Source organism: Streptomyces rubiginosohelvolus (genome assembly GCF_014649875.1).
Classification (GTDB): Bacteria; Actinomycetota; Actinomycetes; order Streptomycetales; family Streptomycetaceae; genus Streptomyces; species Streptomyces rubiginosohelvolus.
Genome location: NZ_BMTW01000024.1, coordinates 46806 through 64337, shown reverse-complemented (window position 1 = coordinate 64337; position 17532 = coordinate 46806). Strand labels below are relative to the sequence as shown.

Genomic DNA, 17532 nt, shown 5'->3' with positions numbered 1-17532 from the left:
GGCTGCGCCCGGTGGTTGCGCTCCCGCTCCGCGGTTCGCGCTGCACCTCGCTGCGCGAGGTGCTCACCACCCGGACTGCGTCCGGGTGGTGACGTCCTGTCCGCTGCGCTCCCAGGACGGGCCTTGCTGCGCAAGGCGTGACCGGTTCTCCGCTTCGCCCCGCACCGGGTTGGGCCGGCCCGCTGCGCTCCCCCGCCCAACGGCCCCTCCGGCTGCGCCTCCAAGGCCTTCGGCCCGCCGGGGCGGGCCGGGCTGGCTACGGGGGTGGGGGGTGCTCGTTCGTGTGAGTTCCAGTGTAGGGCATGCGTCAGGATTGATGCAGCATGTATTGTTGGCGGAAATATGGGACGCGTTCGAGGGTGGGGCTAATGCTTGATCAGGTGACGAGGGGTAAGCGACTTCCTGCGAACCAGCCGTCTTGGGTTCAGCTGATGGTACTGACGGCTCATCAAGGACTGTGTGTTTTCTGTTCAGCCTCATCATCCGTGACCATAGACCATCAGGAACCTGTGGCTGATGGAGGAGCAGACATCTGGTGGAACTATCTCCCGGCGTGCTCCTCTTGCAATCGAAGGAAGAACAAGAAAACTGCGCAAGATTGGGTCATTGATATGAAAATGGCCTATTCTCAGCCCAAAGCTTACCGTGGTATGAAAAAGCTTCCCCTCGGCGTTTGTAACGGTTTGATGGACCGCGTTAGAAGCACGCAGGATGAGATACGCGACTATTCTCGGCGCGAATGGTTCCGGCATCACTACGGAACGAGGCCGCGGTCGCGTAATCAGCTTGAGGTATTGGAGCTGGTCGCTTCGTGTAAAGGGGAACTCGCCACGTACCCCTACGCTCCATGGAAGAGCCCCGAACAGCTGGACTATCCATTCGATTCTTGCACCAGAAAGATTTGCTGCGCATATAAACACAAGGATTGGAGCATTGTAGAGATTTGCTTGACTGACGCTGAGCGCAAGGCGTTGGAGCACCGCGCCTTTGAGCTCAAGATTCATAGGGGTGACTTGGTGACGAAAGTAATCCGTCAGTACCTGGAGAAAGCAGGGCCGAAAGGTGTCAGCCCTACCGAAGAGGACACATAGGATGCGAATTATCCTGCGCTCGCACCAGATCGATCAGAAATCAGCGTTCCGAAAATGGGTGGGATTGCCCGCAAGATCATCTGTGCCCCCGCAGGGTGCCCGGGGCACGATCGTGTCCGCGACCGGCTCCGGCAAGACGATCACGGCCGCCGCATGCGCACTGGAGTCGTTCGCGGACGGCCGGATCCTCGTCACCGTGCCCACCCTGGACCTGCTCGCGCAGACCGCCCAGGCGTGGCGGGCGGTGGGCCACCGGGCGCCGATGGTCGCGGTGTGCTCGCTGGACAGCGATGCGGTGCTGGGCTCGCTGGGAGTGCGGACCACCACGAACCCGATCCAGCTCGCCCTGTGGGCCGGGACCGGGCCCGTGGTCGTGCTCGCCACGTACGCCTCCCTCGTGGACCGCGAGGACATCACCGCAACCACGGGCCAGGGAAAGGTCCGCGGGCCACTGGAAGCCGCTCTCGCGGGCGGGGAGCGGCTGTACGGCCAGCGGATGGACCCGTTCGACCTCGCGATCGTCGACGAGGCTCACGGAACGGCTGGTGAGCTGGCGCGGCCGTGGGCGGCGATCCACGACAATCAGCGGATCCCGGCGGACTTCCGGCTCTACCTGACCGCGACCCCGCGCATCCTCGCCGCTCCCCGCCCGCAGAAGGGCAGCGACGGGGAGCAGGCGGAGATCGCGACGATGGCCGACGACCCGGACGGGACGTACGGCGCGTGGCTCGCGGAGCTCGGGCTCTCGGAGGCGATCGAGCGGGAGATCCTCGCCGGGTTCGAGATCGACGTCCTGGAGATCCGCGACCCCTCCCCCGTGGCCGGGGAATCGGAGGAAGCACGGCGCGGCCGGCGCCTGGCCCTGTTGCAGACCGCACTTCTGGAACACGCGGCGGCGTACAACCTGCGTACGGTCATGACGTTCCACCAGAAGGTCGAAGAAGCCCGCGCGTTCGCGGACAAGCTCCCCGACACCGCTGCCGCCTTGTACCTGAACGACGCGTCCGACGCCGACCTGGCCGCCGCCGACCGGCTGCCGAAGTCGTCGATCGACGCGGAGTTCTACGAGCTGGAAGCCGGCCGCCACGTACCCCCGGACCGCGTGTGGTCGGCATGGCTGTGCGGCGACCACCTCGTCAGCGAGCGCCGTGAGGTCCTGCGCCAGTTCGCCAACGGCATCGACGCGGACGGGCGCCGGGTCCACCGCGCCTTCCTCGCGTCCGTTCGCGTGCTGGGGGAAGGCGTGGACATCACCGGCGAACGGGGAGTCGACTCGATCTGCTTCGCGGACACCCGAGGCTCCCAGGTGGAGATCGTCCAGAACATCGGCCGCGCGCTCCGCCTCAACAAGGACGGCTCCACGAAGGTCGCCCGCATCATCGTGCCGGTGTTCCTGGAGCCGAACGAGGACCCCATCGACATGGTCGCCAGCGCCTCGTTCCGCCCCCTTGTAGCCGTCCTTCAGGGATTGCGTTCGCATGACGAACGTCTGGTCGAACAGCTCGCTTCCCGGGCGCTCACGAGCGGGAAGCGCAAGGTCCACGTCAAGCGTGACGAGGACGGGCGGATCGTCGGGGCCGGCGGCGAGGGTGACAGCGAGGACCAGGAGGATGACGACACGCAGGCCGCCGCCGAAGCGGCCCTGCTCCACTTCTCCTCTCCGCGCGACGCGGCGACGATCGCGGCGTTCCTGCGTACCCGGGTCTACCGGCCGGAGTCCCTGGTGTGGCTGGAGGGCTACCAGGCCCTGCTGCGGTGGCGGAGGGAGAACGAGATCACCGGCCTCTACGCCGTCCCGTATGACGTCGAGGTCGAGGTCGGCGTCACGAAGGACTTCCCGCTCGGCCGATGGGTGCACCAGCAGCGGAAGGCGCTGCGGGCGGGTGAGCTGGAGGAACGGCGCAAGACGCTGCTGGACGCGCCGGAGGCCGGGATGGTCTGGGAGCCCGGCGAGGAAGCCTGGGAGAACAAACTCGCCGCCCTGAGGTCCTACCGGAAGGCCACCGGGCACCTCGCACCCCGACAGGACGCCGTGTGGGACGAGGGCGAGACGACGGTGCCCATCGGGCAACACCTCGCCAACCTCCGCCGCAAGGGCGGGCTCGGCAAAGACCCCAAGCGTGTGGCGGAACGGGCGGCGCAGCTGTCGGCGATCGACGAGGACTGGAACTGCCCGTGGTCGCTGAACTGGCAGCGGCACTACCGCGTGCTCGCCGACCTGGTCGACGCCGACGGGGTGCTCCCGTACATCGCCCCGGGCGTGGTCATGGACGGTGATGACATCGGGGCCTGGAGGTGGAAACAGCAGAACGCGGGCGTCCAGGCACAGCTGATGCCCGAACAGCGGGAGCGGCTCGCCGCGCTGGGCATTCCCGTCGTTGAGCCCACCTCTCCCGCCCCGGCAGCACCCCGTACGACCAAGAGGCCGGGCAAGGGCCCGAGCAGGGCGCAGGAGGCATTCCAGCGAGGTCTCGCGGCCCTCACACAGTGGGTCGAGCAGGAAGGCGCCGACCGGCCGGTGCCCCGCGGCGCGGTCGTCGAGATCACCGTCGACGGGGAGACCGAGCCGGTATCCATCAAGCTCGGCGTATGGGTATCGAACACCAAATCGAGAAGGGACCGGCTGGAGGCCGATCAGCTCGCGGCCCTCGCCGCGCTGGGCGTGGACTGGGCCGGACCGCCACCGGCCATCGCGGCCGCCCCCGCGCCGCCCGCCTCGGAGACCACCGCGCCGGTGGCCGGGCAGCCGCGGTCCGAGCGGGAGCACCACGAGGAGTGCGAGGAGGAACTCTTCGAGGGAGCGAACTGCTCATGCCGGTCCATCGAACGGTACGGGCCCCCATCCAAACGCGAAAGCTACCGGGACAACCTCTAACCCCCACTCCCCCACCGCCACGAGTTCCCGGGCCCAGCACGGACCCGGGAACTCGTGCAGAGCCTCAGCGACCGATCGCCGTTGGTGAAGGCAGGTCCCGATCGACGACGACGTCCGCCGGGCGCGCCCTGCAACACAACGTGAAACGCGCTCGCTCCGCCTACCCCTTGTGGGCGCTGTCGCAGATCAGCGTGAAATGCGTCTCCCCGTCTCACGCTGTCGTTTCAAGGCGGCGTTTCAGATGTAGGACGGAACCCGCTGTCTTTGCCCGGCCCTTCTGTACGTCGTCGTCACTCGACGGCATCCTCTGACACGTCTGGAGGCTGCTCGTCCTCGGCTTCGGCAGCAGGCATAGGTACGAGTCGATCTGTGTCAGACAGCTCCAGCGCCCGGTGGATCCCCTCGATCGGAGGGGAGTCGTTGTCGGTAACGATGATCTGCAGGCGGTCAACGTGTTCGGTGGCGATGTGCAGGAGGCTCGCGTACATCTTGCGAAGACGTTCAAGGTCGACACCTTCATGGCCGACGTTGCTGCTGATGCCGTCGATGATCAGGAGATTGGGCAGGGGGATGTCGTGGTCGTTGAGTGCCACGTGTTGGTGCGCAAGGACGTGGGCGACGTTGACGAGCACCTCGACACCTTGTGATTGCAGGTCAGCGAAGGGGCGGCCGTCCACGACCGGCAGGTAGGTCTTCTTGTTGATGTACGAGCCTGGCTCGTCGAAACGGGGGGCGTCGAAGCTGCGGAGGGCGGCTTCAAAGGCGTCGTCGAGTTTCCGCAGGCGCTCATTGACGGCCTGGTTGCTGTGGCGGGTGGCGTCGATCTTGCTGTTGAGGTCGTCTTGCTCGCGTTCGAGTTCCGCAACCCGTTCAGCCTGTCCTGCCAGCCGGTCGTGGAGGGCCAGACCGTCGTCCAGGCGGGCGAGGTGCTCTTCGAGTCGGGCTTGTTGGGCAGCGATGCTTCGGATGCGGTCTGCCTGGTCGGTGATGTAGGTGGAGGTCGCTCGGTCCAATCGGGCACCGAGTTCTGTCCGGTGCTGGGTCTGGGTTGCCAGGGCTGTCTGGAGTTGAGCGAGGCGGTGGGTACTGCGCGCGATGAGTTCTTCGGTCTCAGTGACCTGTTCGATGACCCGGTCTTGTTCCGCGGCCATGGAAGATGGCGCCGGCAGGTTGGGTGGGGCCTGGAGACAGAGGCGGCAGGTGTGCTCGTCACCTCTAGTCGGTACGCCGGCTCCGCAGCGCGGGCAGGTGTGGAACTCGAAGTCGTTGAGGAGTCGCTCGGCTACGAGGGCGCGGGTGAGGCGACGGCTCTGGGCGATGAGCTGTCCATGCAGTTCACGGAGATTGGTGACGGAGACAGCTTCAGCCTCGGCCGCGCCAGCAATCCGGGCGAGCTCTGCTTCCGTCTCGGCGATCCGTTCGCGGAGCGTGACGGTGGTCGGTTCGGTGAGGTTGATGTTGCCAGTGAAATTAACGTCGGCCTGGCGAGCGTGGGTGAGCTCCCGCTCGGTCTCCTGCCGCTCGACTTCCAGCTGAGCGCGGGAGGCAAAGGCGGTGCTCAGGAGGATCCGTTCCAGGGTGTTCGCATCTGCGGTGAGGGCAGCCAGTTCTGTGGTGACTTCGCGCAGGCGGTCGCGCAGGCCGGCTGCTTCGGGGTCGTAAAGGCCGTAGAGGATCTCGAAGACGTACTTACGCTTGATGTTCTTGGAGTAGTTGTCCGGCGTTCCGAAGACGGAGGAGTCGATCTCATTCTGTCTGAGGACGCAGTACATGAGGTAGTCGCTGATGGTGACGGGAACCAGAGGGCTCCTGTCGTCGTTCGGGGCGCGTGGGACGCGGAGTCGAGGCAGCTTCAGCACGTCCCGCCACCAGTCACGGAACGTCGTGTCGTACCCGGCTTGGAGCTGGCTTGCGGGCAGGCGCCACAGTTCCCGGCGGCCTTCGACTTCGGCGATTTCCACCATGGCGTTCGCTGTCGTGACCAGGGGCCGGACGATACGGAATCGGCGGTCTCCGACCAGCACGGTGCCAGCGAGTGTCCGTCCTCGAAGCTCGGGGACGACGCTCACGTCGGCGCCGAGCAGGGCCCGAAGGCAGCTGACGGTGGCGGTCTTGCCGCCGCTCATGGAGCCCACGATCGCGTTCATGCCGGGCTCGAAGCGGATCGTGCGGCTTGTGCCGACCAGAGTGATCTCTTCGATACGCAGTCTCATAGGTGGGTCCCCCAGTCCGCCTCGACGATGTCGGGGAACGTCTCGTAGATCAGATTCTTCAAGGTGATGCCGGTGAGGTTGAAGTACCGGCGCAACAGCACTGCCCGGTCGCGCACCGGGCGCCAGCTCTCGCTTTCCGCGAGAGCACGCGCCACGTCATGCCCAGCCTGGGTGGTGCAGTAGGTCGCGATGGCATGCTCGTGCTTGGGCTCGATGAGTCCTTTGCCGGTGAGGGCGCCGAGCAGCGCGTAATACGCGGGGTCCCAGGGCCCGTACCTGTAGCGGATCATCCTCTGCTCGATCGTTCCGGTCAGCCACGGGTTCTCGCCGGTCTCGACGTGGGGCCGTCGAACAGCCAGGAGGGTGTTGAAGCGGTCCGGGTAGCGCAGCAGGAAGTCGAGTTTGGCCAGCTTCATGCGCCCTTCGATGCCCTTGCCCGCTTTGGTTTCCGAGAACACGTCGATGAGGAGCAGCAGGCGGGCTTGGGCATCGGCCGAGGGCGGACTTGTGGCCGGCGCGACGGATTCGGGCGCGGTAGAGCTAGGAGACATCTCGGTCGCTCCCCCAGCCGAACTTGCACTCGTCGGAGATCGCGCATGCTCTGCCCATCAGGAGCACGCCGTCCTGGGCGTAGAGGGGGTGGCGGTCGTACGTGCCGGGGCTGGCATCGAGCATGCGCTGCAGTTCGTCGAAGATGGCGTCCGCGGGCTGGGGCCGCCCTCTGTGGGACCGGCCTGTGCGGCGGGCCAGCAGCAGCAGACGCTGGTCGAGATCGGTCTCGATGGCCTGGTCGCCGGGCCAGGCGCCCATGGCCAGCTCCTTGAACCGGTGGCCCTCAGCGTGGGCACGGAGCATCTGTGCCTCCTCGATGACCTCCTTGGAGGCAGAGCCCGCCCGGAGCTTGCGGACAAGGGCGGTCTCGGGCCCGTGCAGTTGCTGGGAAAGGTCTTCGAGCAGAACGTGATCGGGGCGGGTCAGGCGCTGTCGTACGTCGGCTATCGCCGCTGCGGTGAGGCGTTTGTTCAGCACGGGCTGGGGTGGGCTGTCGAGGACCAAAAGCTCTGTCCACCGGGCTACGGGGAGGCCTTGGCTGGCATCGCGGGTACGCCGGAGCAACTCGTTGTAGAGGGCGTCGATCACCGCCATGGTGAGCCCCTGGCCAAGTTCGGCCAGGACCCGCGTGTTGCGCAGTTCGATGTCACCGCGTCGAGGCAGCGGCCGGATGCGCACCAGAGGAAGGAAGTCCGTGAGTGCGTCCTCTTCGACTTTCAGGTACGTCGCGATCCGCTTGCGGCACGCCGCGTTGTCCCCACCTTGTCCCTTGGACAGGGCCACGAGTGCATCGTCGGCTGGGTCGAGATGGCCTTCAAGGCCGGCGGTCAGCTGATAGGTCAGTCCAGTGCCCGCCACGGTGCCGTGCGTGCGCCACAAGCTCTTGAGGGGTTTACTCTTGAACACGTCTGTGAGCGTCCAGGGCTCGACGGCGTCTCTCGTTTTGATCTGCTGAAAGTCCCAGAACACACCGTCGACGCACCGGGGGTCGCCTCTGCGGGCGACGGTTATGTCCTCGATGTGCTCACAGGTCACGTGGATGACCGTTCCGCCCGCGAGCATTTCCAGGACTGCTTGCACGGAGATGTGTATCTGGTATTCGAACCGCCGTACCGTGACCGACCCTGAGTCATCCGGTGCTTCAGTCTCAATCGGATCGACCATCAGCCCCCCACCTCGTTACTCGCCGAACACGCAGCGTAAAGGGTTTGGTGATCTCTAGTCGACAGCCGGGAAGGGCCGGAATCAGCTGAACAGCAGAACCGGAACCACGAGACCAGCCACCGGTCTCCTACGAGGGCGGCACGTGCACCTGCGACCTCATCGAGGAGTACGGACCGCCCTCCGAACCACTGACCGCCCACCGCGCCGGCCGGGCCCCTGGCCTCTTGATCCGGGGCCCGGCCGTCGTCAGCCGCACACAGACTCGGCTCCTGAAACGGGGAGTGAAACGCGCCCGCTCCGCTCACCCCTGGGGCGTTGTAGCAGGTCAGTGTGAAACGCAGCCTCCGTTTCACGCTCGCGTTTCAAGTCGGGCCGGCTGTCCTTCAGACGAAGAAAGAGCCTGCCGTCTCGTTGTTAGTCACTCCAGCCCGTGAGGTACTGACGGTGGTCGCCAAGCCGGGCCAGCACGATGTCCCCATCGGACGTCAGAACGCTGGGCTGGTGTGCCCCCATGTCGGCCAGCAGGTCGGAGGCGAGAGCGCAGGCGGTGACGACGGCCTCTCGTTTGTCGTTGATGATGGCTGCGAGGTTCGCTGTGGTCTGCGCCGGAGTTGGTGGGAGCGGCGCCGGGGGTCCGTCGTTGAAGGAGTGCTCCGATACCCGCAGGTGCACCGGCGCGTTGCTGTCGTCGAAGCGGTGTAGTGCTGCTGAGATCATGAGGTCGCCTGCCGCTCCGGACTCCGCTGCCCAGGCTGCCGATGCCTGCACCAGGGTTACGAGGTCGAGCTCCAGGCCGCAGTGGTACAGAATCCTGGGGCCTTCGGGGTCATGTTGACTGCTTCGGATGTTGATCGGCCGTGCCGCGAAGAAGCTGCCGTCCTGATGGAGCTGGCCGGTGGGGATGCCCTCGAAGCGGACTTGGCGTCGGCCGACCAGTACGGGGCGCTGCGGTCGCGCGTTGGTGGTGATCGCTGCCTGGGCGAGGGTGGCGAACCGGTCGAAGGCCGCTTCCCGTTCGGCTTGGGCGGTCAAGGGGTAGGCGCCGCGGACACTTGGCACCACGGCCACGGTGAGCCAGCCCGGGAAGTGGGTCACCCTGGGGCGCATCCCAGGTTCTGTGCTGGTCAGGTAGGTCGACAGGTAGCCCAGGCCGGATGTGGCGACCTGATGCAGGCGGTCGACGTCGTCAGTGGCAGCCTGGAAGCGGTCGCGGTAGCGCTGGGCGATCTCAGATTCGGCGAGCGTCCGTGTGGTGGTGCCGTGTCGCACGTGCACGCGGAAGTTGTAGTCGTTGCCTGGGGCCGCGACGGCGTGCGGGGCCTGCGTGCTCGGGGGCACGGTGAGAAGCCAGTAAACCTTGCTGGCCTTGGTGCTCGACTTCACTGAGCGAACGCCTACGTGGGGCACGACGGGCTGGACCCAATTAGCGAGAACCGAGCGGATCCACTCCTCGCCTCGCCCCGGGGCCGGTTCGGAAGGGTCGAGGGCGTGCGCGTGGTCCTGCTTGCCGTCGTCGACACCGATGACGACCATGCCACCGGCGGTGTTGGCCATGGCGCACACGTCCTTGGCGAGTTCCTTCTTGCCAGCGTCGGTGCCCGGGTAGAAGTCCTTCTTCCAGTCCAGATCGACGCCTTCGGGTATCTGGCTGTCGACCGCCCGCTGGAGATCGTCCTCGGTGAGGTCGTCGGGGTGACACCCCAACGTGGCAATGAGCCGGGCAGGCAGAGCCATGGGTACTCCAGTGCGTATCCACCATCGTGCTGGCGGATGCCAGCCTGATCACGCTAAGCGGACCGGGCTGGCTGCCACTAGGTATTTACGCAAGCGCAGCAGCGGAGTGTTGGGCCCCGCCGTGCGGGCGCGAGTCAGGCGGCGACACCTGCGATGAAGACGATGAGCGCCCCGAGGCCGAAGCAGACGAAGGACCACTGCACGTGCCGGTGCTTGCGCCAGGCGATCTCGCTCATCTTGATGAGCTGCTGGCTGAGAACCGGCAGGACATCGGTCTGCTGGAGCGCAGTCGCCAGTTCGGCCGGCTCACGGTGTCGGAGATGGCCGAAGTAGATGAAGTGGGAAGGAGTCTCCGTCTCCAGGTCCCTGGAAGCGCGGAGGCGAGGGACCACTACCAGCGTCGCGAAGATCCCCCCGGCCAGGATGAGCATGGTGCCCAGCCACAGCGGGGCCCGTACGCCCCAGCCGTGGAGGTCGGCGAACATCTGGTCGTCAGCGGAGAGCGCGATGATCCCGGCGGTAGCTGCGGATTCGAGGGTGAGGGCGAAGGACGCCTTGGCGTCGACGCGGGCCGTCCACTCGCCTATCGCCCCGTGGATCCGCCAAGCCGTCTCGATGGCTTCTCCTCGCGTGTCGGCCGGCGCTGGAGAAGGCGTACTCAAAACGACCACCAGTATGTGGAGCGGTAGATCGTCATCTGTTCCCCGCCAACCGTGGTGATGCGGGCTTCCCACATGTTGACGCCCTTGGAAAGCTTGGAGGCTTCATCGAGCCGCTTGTAGACGTCCCCGGTGATGTATGTCCGATAGTTTCCGGTTTCGCGAATGTCGCTCAGTTTGGCGGCGACGTTCGGTGCCCGCCCGATCGAGACGAGGTCGCTGCGGCCCCGTACGCCAGCCCGGGCGATAACCGCCTCGCCCGACGCGATCCCGACGCACATCCGCGGCTGATAGCCGCCGGATTTCAGTGTCGGGAGGCTGCTATAGAGCGCTGGCTGCACGATGTTGCCGAGGGCGTAGTTGATCCTGAGTGCGGCCTTCGCGGCGTTCGAGTTCTTCGATCCGCCGATGAAGATGCCCATCACCCGGTCACCGTCGTAACTGCGAATCTCGCCTTTGTACTCTTTGATGATCTTCGAGGCCGTATGCAGTGAGGCTCGAATCACCTTCCCAGCAGTCTGCCAGGTGTAGTCACGCGCGAGTGCGGTCGACCCAAGGAGGTCGGCATAGAGATACACCGCGTCCAACTTCACAGCGTCGTTCGAGTAGAGCTGTACACCGTCGGTATCCGGGACGACGGTGCCGTTTCGGACACTCCATGGCGTACCGACCAGCTTGTCAACATCAGACCTGATGTCATCACCCAGCGACATAAGTCCCTCCCCTGCCCGTATCTGAGCTTTGTGTGGAACGTAGCAGCAGGTACTGACAGTTCACGGACCTATCGTCCAACTCCTGCAGGGGCGAACAGCAGATGATGGCGACGCGATCGCCCTTTCGGACGGGATACTGGGCCCATACGGTCGCAGCCCCCCGGGTCCAGGGAGGACGTCGCCGAGCGGATCCACTCCGCCGCTCGGGAACCGGCAGCGGCGGCCGCCGCCAAGTCCTCCCCCTCGCCCTCCCACAGCTCGTACGGAACATCGTCAGGAGGGCCGGCGTGCAGATACGAGAGCATCACCCCCGGCTAACCGCCCACCGGACCCGAAGGTTGCGCCGGGCCTGACGCCGCCTCGGATCAGGAGCGGAGCCGTGAGAACCATCCGCCGGACTTCGGCCTGGGCACGACCTGCTCCTGGTCGCGCTTCTCCTGCCGACGGCTCACACCCCACGCCTGGTCCAGGTCCGACTCGAATTGCAGATCGCAGTCCCCGCACAGCGTCGGACGGGCCTCCATGCAAACGGGGCCCCAGCCGGTGCGCTCCACCGCCTTCCACCGCTCGTCGGTGAACGCCGCCTTGCACTCGGTGCAGCGGGGACGACGGGGGAAGCGCATGAACTCCGAACGCGCCCATTCGGGAAGCGGCTCCTGGTGCTCCGCCTGCCTGCCGGGCGTGGGAGCGGCGCGCGCGACGGCGACGGCCTTGCAGTCGTCGCACAGGTGAGGGTGGGTGTCGACGCGGCGGTCCCAGTCCGTCTCCTCGGCGGCCTCCCACCGTTCGTCGGTGAACCGCGCCCCGCAGGCGGCGCAGGCGGGACGTCGGGCTTCGCGCTGGGCCGCTTCCCGTGCCGCTTCGACGGCCTTCTTCGCCGCCTGCTCCCGGGCTATCTCCCGCAGCTGCGCCCGGTACTCCGCCTGCCGGGCTCTGCCCTCCTCCGCCTCGCGGGCGAGGAACGCCGCAAGACGGGGGTTGCCGATCGCGTCCAGGAGCGGCTGGGGGCGACCTCGGCCGAACCGGAAAAACACCGGGCCCTGCGGTCCGTGCTCGCGCAGGCTCCTCAGCCCGACCACGACGATCGGGATCCTCCTGTCGTAGGAGTGGTAGCCCTCCGGCATCCGCTCCCCCTGCCAGAGGTGGCGGGTGAGCTCTTGCAGGCGCGGGATGGTCCGGTTGGGGTTGCGTTCGCCGATGTGGTTGAACACCAGCAGCACCGGCGGGTGCGGTGCCTCCCCGTACTCGTGCTCGGGAACGGCCCAGCGGGTTCGCCACATCGGGCGCTCCTGCCCGTCGGTGTCCTTGACGGTACGGCGGAAGAACCGGGCGTACTTCTCCAGCTTCGCCGCGAGCTCCTCGGCGGTCTCGTGGCAGTTGTCGACCTCGATGAACAACAGCGGCACCCCGTCCTGCGGGGCGGTGAGCACCACGTCGGCCTGGGCGCCGCCCTTGCCCGGGGCGTTCCACGTACCGGTCGCCGGGAGCGGGACCTCGGTCCAGTACGAGCCGATCGTGCCGATCCCGGGCGGGGTCTCGACGGCGGCCTGGGCGGCCGCCCGGACGTGGGGCGGGTCGTCGGCAAGCTTGGCCACGTCCGGCTTCGGACGCAGCAGCGCGATCACCGTCTCGTTCACCGCCATCGGGTGGGAGGCCCCGGAGGAGCCCGCGCCGCGCGCGGTGGAGCCCATCTCCGTTGCCGGGCGCCGCAGCTCCCAGGAGGCAGCCTCCAAGCCCTTGGGAGTCAGGTTCCGCAGAGTGTCGCCGGTCTCGGTGGAACCGCCGTTCTCCGACAGGCCGTGCTTGCGCATGTCGGACAGGGCGCCGGTGTGCGAGGCGGTACGGGCCTGCTTCTGCTTCGAGGCCGGTTCCTTGTCGGCATGCCGGAACGTCAGGTGCGGGGCGCCGATCCGCTGGATCTGATCAGCCGTGGCCACCTTCAGCGCCCCGAGCACACGCAGCACATCGGCGCGGTAGCTGTTCGTCGACCCCGCCGGGTTGGTCTTCCGCGTCCCCGCCATCAGCCCTGCTCCCTCGTCATCGTCGCTCGCGACCGGCCGCTCGGCAGGCCGCTGCGGCCGCCGGTGGACGCGTCCGGCCGGGGAGGGCGTCCGGCCCCCGGAACCCGATGATCTCCTCCACTACGGACAACAAGGAGGAGAGAAAAGGGTTGTGACGGCGCAGTTCTCGCGCCGATCCCGGCGCTGACAAGGGGTTTTCCTCCCGCCCGGCGTGCCGGGCACCAAAGGGGGTTCCCGAGGGACCTCCGAAGTAGGCACCCAGGGAACCCCCTTCGGCCTGTCCGGCACGGGGCCGCCTGTCTGCCGGGGACCGGCCCGTGCCGTGGTGCCGCCCGGCCCTCGGGTGGGTGTTCGTCATCGTCACGCCTCCTTCGCCGCCCCGGCCGGAGTGGCCCGGGCAGCGAGCAGCGTGCAGGAGATCCCCTTGACCGCGGTCTAACCGTGCCCAGGTCAAGGAGAAACACGGGCCGGGCCGTACCTGGTCAAGGGGGTCGGCCCCGGTGCACCTCAGAGGCCGACAAGGGGGTGCGGCGACTGCGCCGGTGAGGCATTCGGCTCGCTAGCAGGTCTATGAGAGATGCGAAGGCCCGGACCTGGTGGTCCGGGCCTTCGTCATGCCTCGGGAAATCCCCGCACATCTAGTGCTGTCCGCCAGCTCCCTGACGGCACCAGTGGGTGAAGACACCGCTCCCGGACGAGCCCGAGACGTAAGCACCCGCGACCTGTCACGGTCCCGCCCCGATCAACGAACTCCCCTTGGAGGACATTCCCATGAGCACCCACCAGGCACCCGGGGCAGTGAACGACCCGACCGGGCCTACTCTGAACGAGACGACCGGCCCTTCGCCGGTCGCAACGCCACCCTGGGCCCGGGTTACGACCGCACAGGGACGCTCTCACGCAGAGAGCCGCAGCAGGACCGCCGACCGCGCGGCACACCCCCGCGGACGACACCACGCAGGTGTCCGCCGTCCTCGCCACTTCTGCTCAAGGGAGCAGCATCATGACCCGGGACAACGTCCCCATCCCCACCCAGCCGTCCACATCGGCAACCGCCCAGCCGTCCGGTGCCGCACCGGACCAGCCGGCGGACCCTGCGCCCGCCGGACGGCAGACGGCCATCGGCTCCGACGTCCCCGCCGCCATAGTCCGAGGAGCCGCCCAAGGCGCAGCCCAGGGCACCGCCCGAGCGGGTCTGACCCATCTGACGGAGAAGGTCCTCGCCGACCCGCCCGACTGGGTCAGAACGGTGTGGAACTTCATCAAGGAGCTATGGCCCTAGCAGCCGAGGCCGGGCAGGACCCACCCTGCCCGGCCTCCCCAACAGAGCGCCCCACCATCTGCGGTCGTACGCACCGGCACCACCGCGGAGCGGACCCCTCTATCACACGCCCCCTTGACCACGGCCTGACCGGCGACCCGAACGTGCCGTGTCAAGGAGAAACACGGGCCGGGCCGTACCTGGTCAAGGGGTCGCTCTCCGGTGCCACTCACCACCCGGTGGGGCGTGGAACTCACCATGCGGATGCGGTTGGAAGTGGAACTCACCATGGGGTGGGGAGTGGAACTCACCACCGCATGGTGAGCAGTTTCAAAATCCAGCCCGTGCACGAGGCGTCACCGCGTCGGGCAGGCGTAGCCGGGCTTCCGTTCCAAGAAGCAGGTGCAGTTGGAAAATTGCTGGTCATGGCGTTCCAACTCCACCAGATGGTGCGCCCGGGAGTGGTGGCCATCGTTATCCGCGCATCAGAGTGGGTTCCACTCGGTGGAGTGGACGCGGTCGGGTCCACTCAGTGGCCGGCATCGCGGCCGGGGTGCGGTCCGGGCTCCTGCGGGCGGTGCGCCTGCTGACCGTCCCGGCGTGCCGGGCGCGGCGTCTTGGCATCGTCGCGGCGCGTGTAGCGGCCCATCGTCGTGTGGGCCCGGTCGGCTGCTGCGGTGAACGCGTCCTGGAGGTGGCGCAGTCGGTCCGCGGTGAAATCGAGGGCTTCTACGTCCGTGCGGGATTCCCGCAGGGCCCGCAGCGCCGTCAGGTCCAGCGCCCCACGGTGGCCGGCCTCCGGCTCCTGGTCGTCGTGCTCGGCTTCGGCCGGCTCGGGCGCGAGCAGCTGCTCGGGCATCGCCGCCTGCTGGTGAGCGACGACGTCGTACGCCCGGCCACGTACAGCAGTGGCGGTGGTAGCGCGCAGCTGCTCACGGACCACCGCACCGGCGAGGAGAGCGCGGTCGTACTGGAGCGGGATGCGGGGGACATGGACATCCCACGCCCCCGTGTCCTGGCCCGGGGGTCGGTGCGCGGCGGGCTCGCCGGGGTCGGTCGGGGGTTGGCAGTCCGGGTCGGGCGCGAAGGTCGGAGGTCGACGGCGGGCGAGTAGGTCGGACAGGGCCCAGCGGGCGGTGTAGAGGCGATAGCCGGCTTCCAGGCCGCGGATCGTCTTTGGCTCGGTGATGTCCAGGCAGTGGGCGGAGATGGCGGCGGCCACGACCTGGTCGTCCAGGCCGGGGTCGCGGAGTTGGCCACGCAGGACCAGGGCGAGGTGGCGGCGGGCCTCGGCGAGCAAGTGCCGGCGGTGGAACCGGCCGCCCTCGTTCATCACGAACACCGTCGCGGTGACGTCGACGGCCGCCAGCGCTATGTCGACCACGGCGGCAACCCGGGCCCGGATCGCGGCGGCCGCCGCGCGGGCGTACTCGAGGAGGGAGGAGATGACGTCGGCAGGGACACCAGAGGTTCGGATCGCGCTCGCCTTCCAATCGGCGCGCAGCTGCGCGAGGGAGCGGGCCTTGCCCTTCTTGGGCGGGCGGGTCTTGCGCGCGGCGATCTGGTTCAACTTGGCGCGGGCGCGCTCGGAGACCACGGGCAGGAACTTCGGTTCGCCGTCGTCGTCGACGGCGGTGACGTACTCGTACTCCAGCTCCGCCAGGCAGGTGGCGATCTGGTCGCTGCGCCGGGCGGTCCAGCGGATCAGCCCGTGCGGCACCCCGGCGATCTCCATCACCGGCCGGCGCCCCGACGTGACCGTGCGCGGCTCGGTAGCCAGCCCCAGCTCCTCGCAGACCTCCGCGGCCACCAGCTCGTTGTAGAGCGCGGAGGCCGCCACCGTGTTCTCGTACAGGGCCGTGGTGTGGATGGAGCCCCACCTCCCGTCCAGGCGCTGCCCCTTCACCGACAGCAGCACATGGTCATGCAGCAAGGGCCGCCCGGAGCGGGCCTCGTAGTGGCGGAAGCGGGCGGCGACCAGACCGCCGGGCGGCCGTACCCGGTAGATGCCGTCCGTGCCGTACCGGATCACCGCGACCTCGTCCTCGATCCACTCCAGCACCCGAACGATCGCGTTCTCGTGCGCGGCCTCAATCACCAGACGGGTCTCCTCATCCCCGAACGCCCACAGGAGGTAGACGCTCGGCTGCGGCCGGAACACGAAGTCGACGCCGGTGACCGTCACCCGGCGTCCGAGGGCACCGGCCCGATACGCCTGCTGCGGGGAGTCGCCCTGGGCGAGCCGGTCGGCCTCGATCCGGTCCGCGTACGGATGGCGGCCCCGCTCGCCGAACAGGTTCCGCAGCTGCGCCTCGGTGACCTCCTCACCCGGCGCGACACCGAGCGCACCCAACCCGCGGCCCATCCAACGCCCCACCGGGACACCGGCCTGCTCCTGGGCGGCGCGCAGCGGCGTACAGGCCGGGCGGCGGCCGTCACCGACCACCGTCTCGCGCAGGTAGTAGCGGTACATCTGACCGGCCCGAATGATCCTGATGTCGACTGTCATGGAGACCACGCCACACGGCGCTGACCTGCAAGAAAGGGCCGATCAGCAGCACGTCCCGCCAGGCGGGAGCAGCGGCCCAACCTTCTTCACCGGAACCCGCCGGGCGGGAAGCACCCCCGAGCCGTAAGCAGATGTCAGCGCTCTCCGGTACCTCGCACACCACGACCCGAACGACACCGACAAGCACCACCGAGCACCACCAGGCATCAAGGAACGAACGCCACGAGCACCGTCTACAGCAGCCCTCGGCACCCGCCGGGGGCTTCGTCGTGCTGCCCGGAGGAGACACCGTGCCCACCTTCGAGACCTGCCCCCGCTTCACTGCCGATCTCCAGCACTCGCCCCCGCCCAGCGCCGGCGCTTCCGCCGTGTCGTGCTGGACGCCTTCGTCCCCGATCTGCGCACCGGCCGATCCTTTCGCCCCGGCTTACGGATCAAGGGAGTGCGCTGCGCGTCGGGCGTCTACGAACTCACCTGGTCCATGGGCACCGGCCCCGCAGGACGCGCCACATTCGAGTACGGCACCGAGGTGCGCCCCGGTACACCGCACGTGATCTGGCGCCGCATCGGCACCCACCAAATCCTCACCGGCCCCTGAAGGCCACTTGGTGGCGTACCGATCGGCACGCCACCAAGCGCCTTAGCTTGCCGTTGCGCCCCGTCCCGGCCAGCACCTCGACCACGAGGCCGGTGGCAAGCGCGGTGTAGGTCTCGCCGGTCCCGGCGCGGCGCTCGCCCAT

Annotated in this window: 12 protein-coding genes; 4 read left to right on the top strand and 8 right to left on the bottom strand. The window is 67.8% G+C overall.

The features are described 5' to 3' along the window. Positions 1 to 323 precede the first annotated feature (323 nt). The gene (locus IE134_RS32880) at positions 324 to 1091 is read left to right on the top strand and encodes an HNH endonuclease (protein WP_308432649.1); all 768 of its coding nucleotides are present in this window, start codon (positions 324 to 326) and stop codon (positions 1089 to 1091) included. A gap of 1 nt (position 1092) precedes the next feature. Beyond that, positions 1093 to 3966, top strand: a complete 2874-nt coding sequence (locus tag IE134_RS32875; RefSeq protein ID WP_189432639.1) for a DEAD/DEAH box helicase — start codon at positions 1093 to 1095, stop codon at positions 3964 to 3966. A gap of 290 nt (positions 3967 to 4256) precedes the next feature. On the opposite strand, the gene IE134_RS32870 is transcribed toward IE134_RS32875, so the two are convergent. From IE134_RS32870 to IE134_RS32840, 7 genes are all read right to left on the bottom strand, one after another. Then, positions 4257 to 6179, bottom strand: a complete 1923-nt coding sequence (locus tag IE134_RS32870; RefSeq protein WP_189432637.1) for a hypothetical protein — start codon at positions 6177 to 6179, stop codon at positions 4257 to 4259. Next, positions 6176 to 6730 carry a hypothetical protein gene (locus IE134_RS32865; protein ID WP_189432635.1) on the bottom strand — a complete coding sequence of 185 codons (555 nt, stop codon included), beginning with the start codon at positions 6728 to 6730 and terminating at the stop codon, positions 6176 to 6178. The genes IE134_RS32870 and IE134_RS32865 overlap by 4 nt, the downstream gene beginning before the upstream one ends. Further along, the gene (locus IE134_RS32860) at positions 6720 to 7895 is read right to left on the bottom strand and encodes a dsDNA nuclease domain-containing protein (RefSeq protein ID WP_189432633.1); all 1176 of its coding nucleotides are present in this window, start codon (positions 7893 to 7895) and stop codon (positions 6720 to 6722) included. The genes IE134_RS32865 and IE134_RS32860 overlap by 11 nt, the downstream gene beginning before the upstream one ends. 414 nt (positions 7896 to 8309) lie before the next feature. Next, complete coding sequence (locus tag IE134_RS32855; protein WP_189432631.1) at positions 8310 to 9629, bottom strand: AlbA family DNA-binding domain-containing protein; 1320 nt, start codon at positions 9627 to 9629, stop codon at positions 8310 to 8312. A 134-nt stretch (positions 9630 to 9763) separates the two neighbouring features. Continuing rightward, complete coding sequence (locus IE134_RS32850; RefSeq protein WP_229823824.1) at positions 9764 to 10291, bottom strand: Pycsar system effector family protein; 528 nt, start codon at positions 10289 to 10291, stop codon at positions 9764 to 9766. Then, on the bottom strand, positions 10288 to 11001 hold the full coding sequence (locus IE134_RS32845; protein ID WP_189432629.1) for an adenylate/guanylate cyclase domain-containing protein: 714 nt from the start codon (positions 10999 to 11001) through the stop codon (positions 10288 to 10290). Before IE134_RS32845 ends, IE134_RS32850 begins: the two co-directional genes overlap by 4 nt. 365 nt (positions 11002 to 11366) lie before the next feature. Continuing rightward, positions 11367 to 13022, bottom strand: coding sequence for a replication-relaxation family protein (locus tag IE134_RS32840; RefSeq protein ID WP_229823823.1), 1656 nt, complete (start codon positions 13020 to 13022; stop codon positions 11367 to 11369). Positions 13023 to 14025: 1003 nt separating this feature from the next. Between IE134_RS32840 and IE134_RS32835 the strand changes: the two genes are divergently transcribed. After that, entirely contained in the window at positions 14026 to 14304 is a 279-nt protein-coding gene (locus tag IE134_RS32835; protein ID WP_189432627.1) for a hypothetical protein, read from the top strand. 508 nt (positions 14305 to 14812) lie between these two features. On the opposite strand, the gene mobF is transcribed toward IE134_RS32835, so the two are convergent. After that, positions 14813 to 16792 (bottom strand): MobF family relaxase, encoded by a 1980-nt coding sequence (mobF, locus tag IE134_RS32830; RefSeq protein ID WP_189432625.1) that lies wholly within the window; start codon positions 16790 to 16792, stop codon positions 14813 to 14815. Between the two features lie 442 nt (positions 16793 to 17234). Between mobF and IE134_RS34355 the strand changes: the two genes are divergently transcribed. Beyond that, on the top strand, positions 17235 to 17390 hold the full coding sequence (locus tag IE134_RS34355; protein WP_229823822.1) for a hypothetical protein: 156 nt from the start codon (positions 17235 to 17237) through the stop codon (positions 17388 to 17390). The last annotated feature ends 142 nt before the right edge of the window (positions 17391 to 17532 follow it).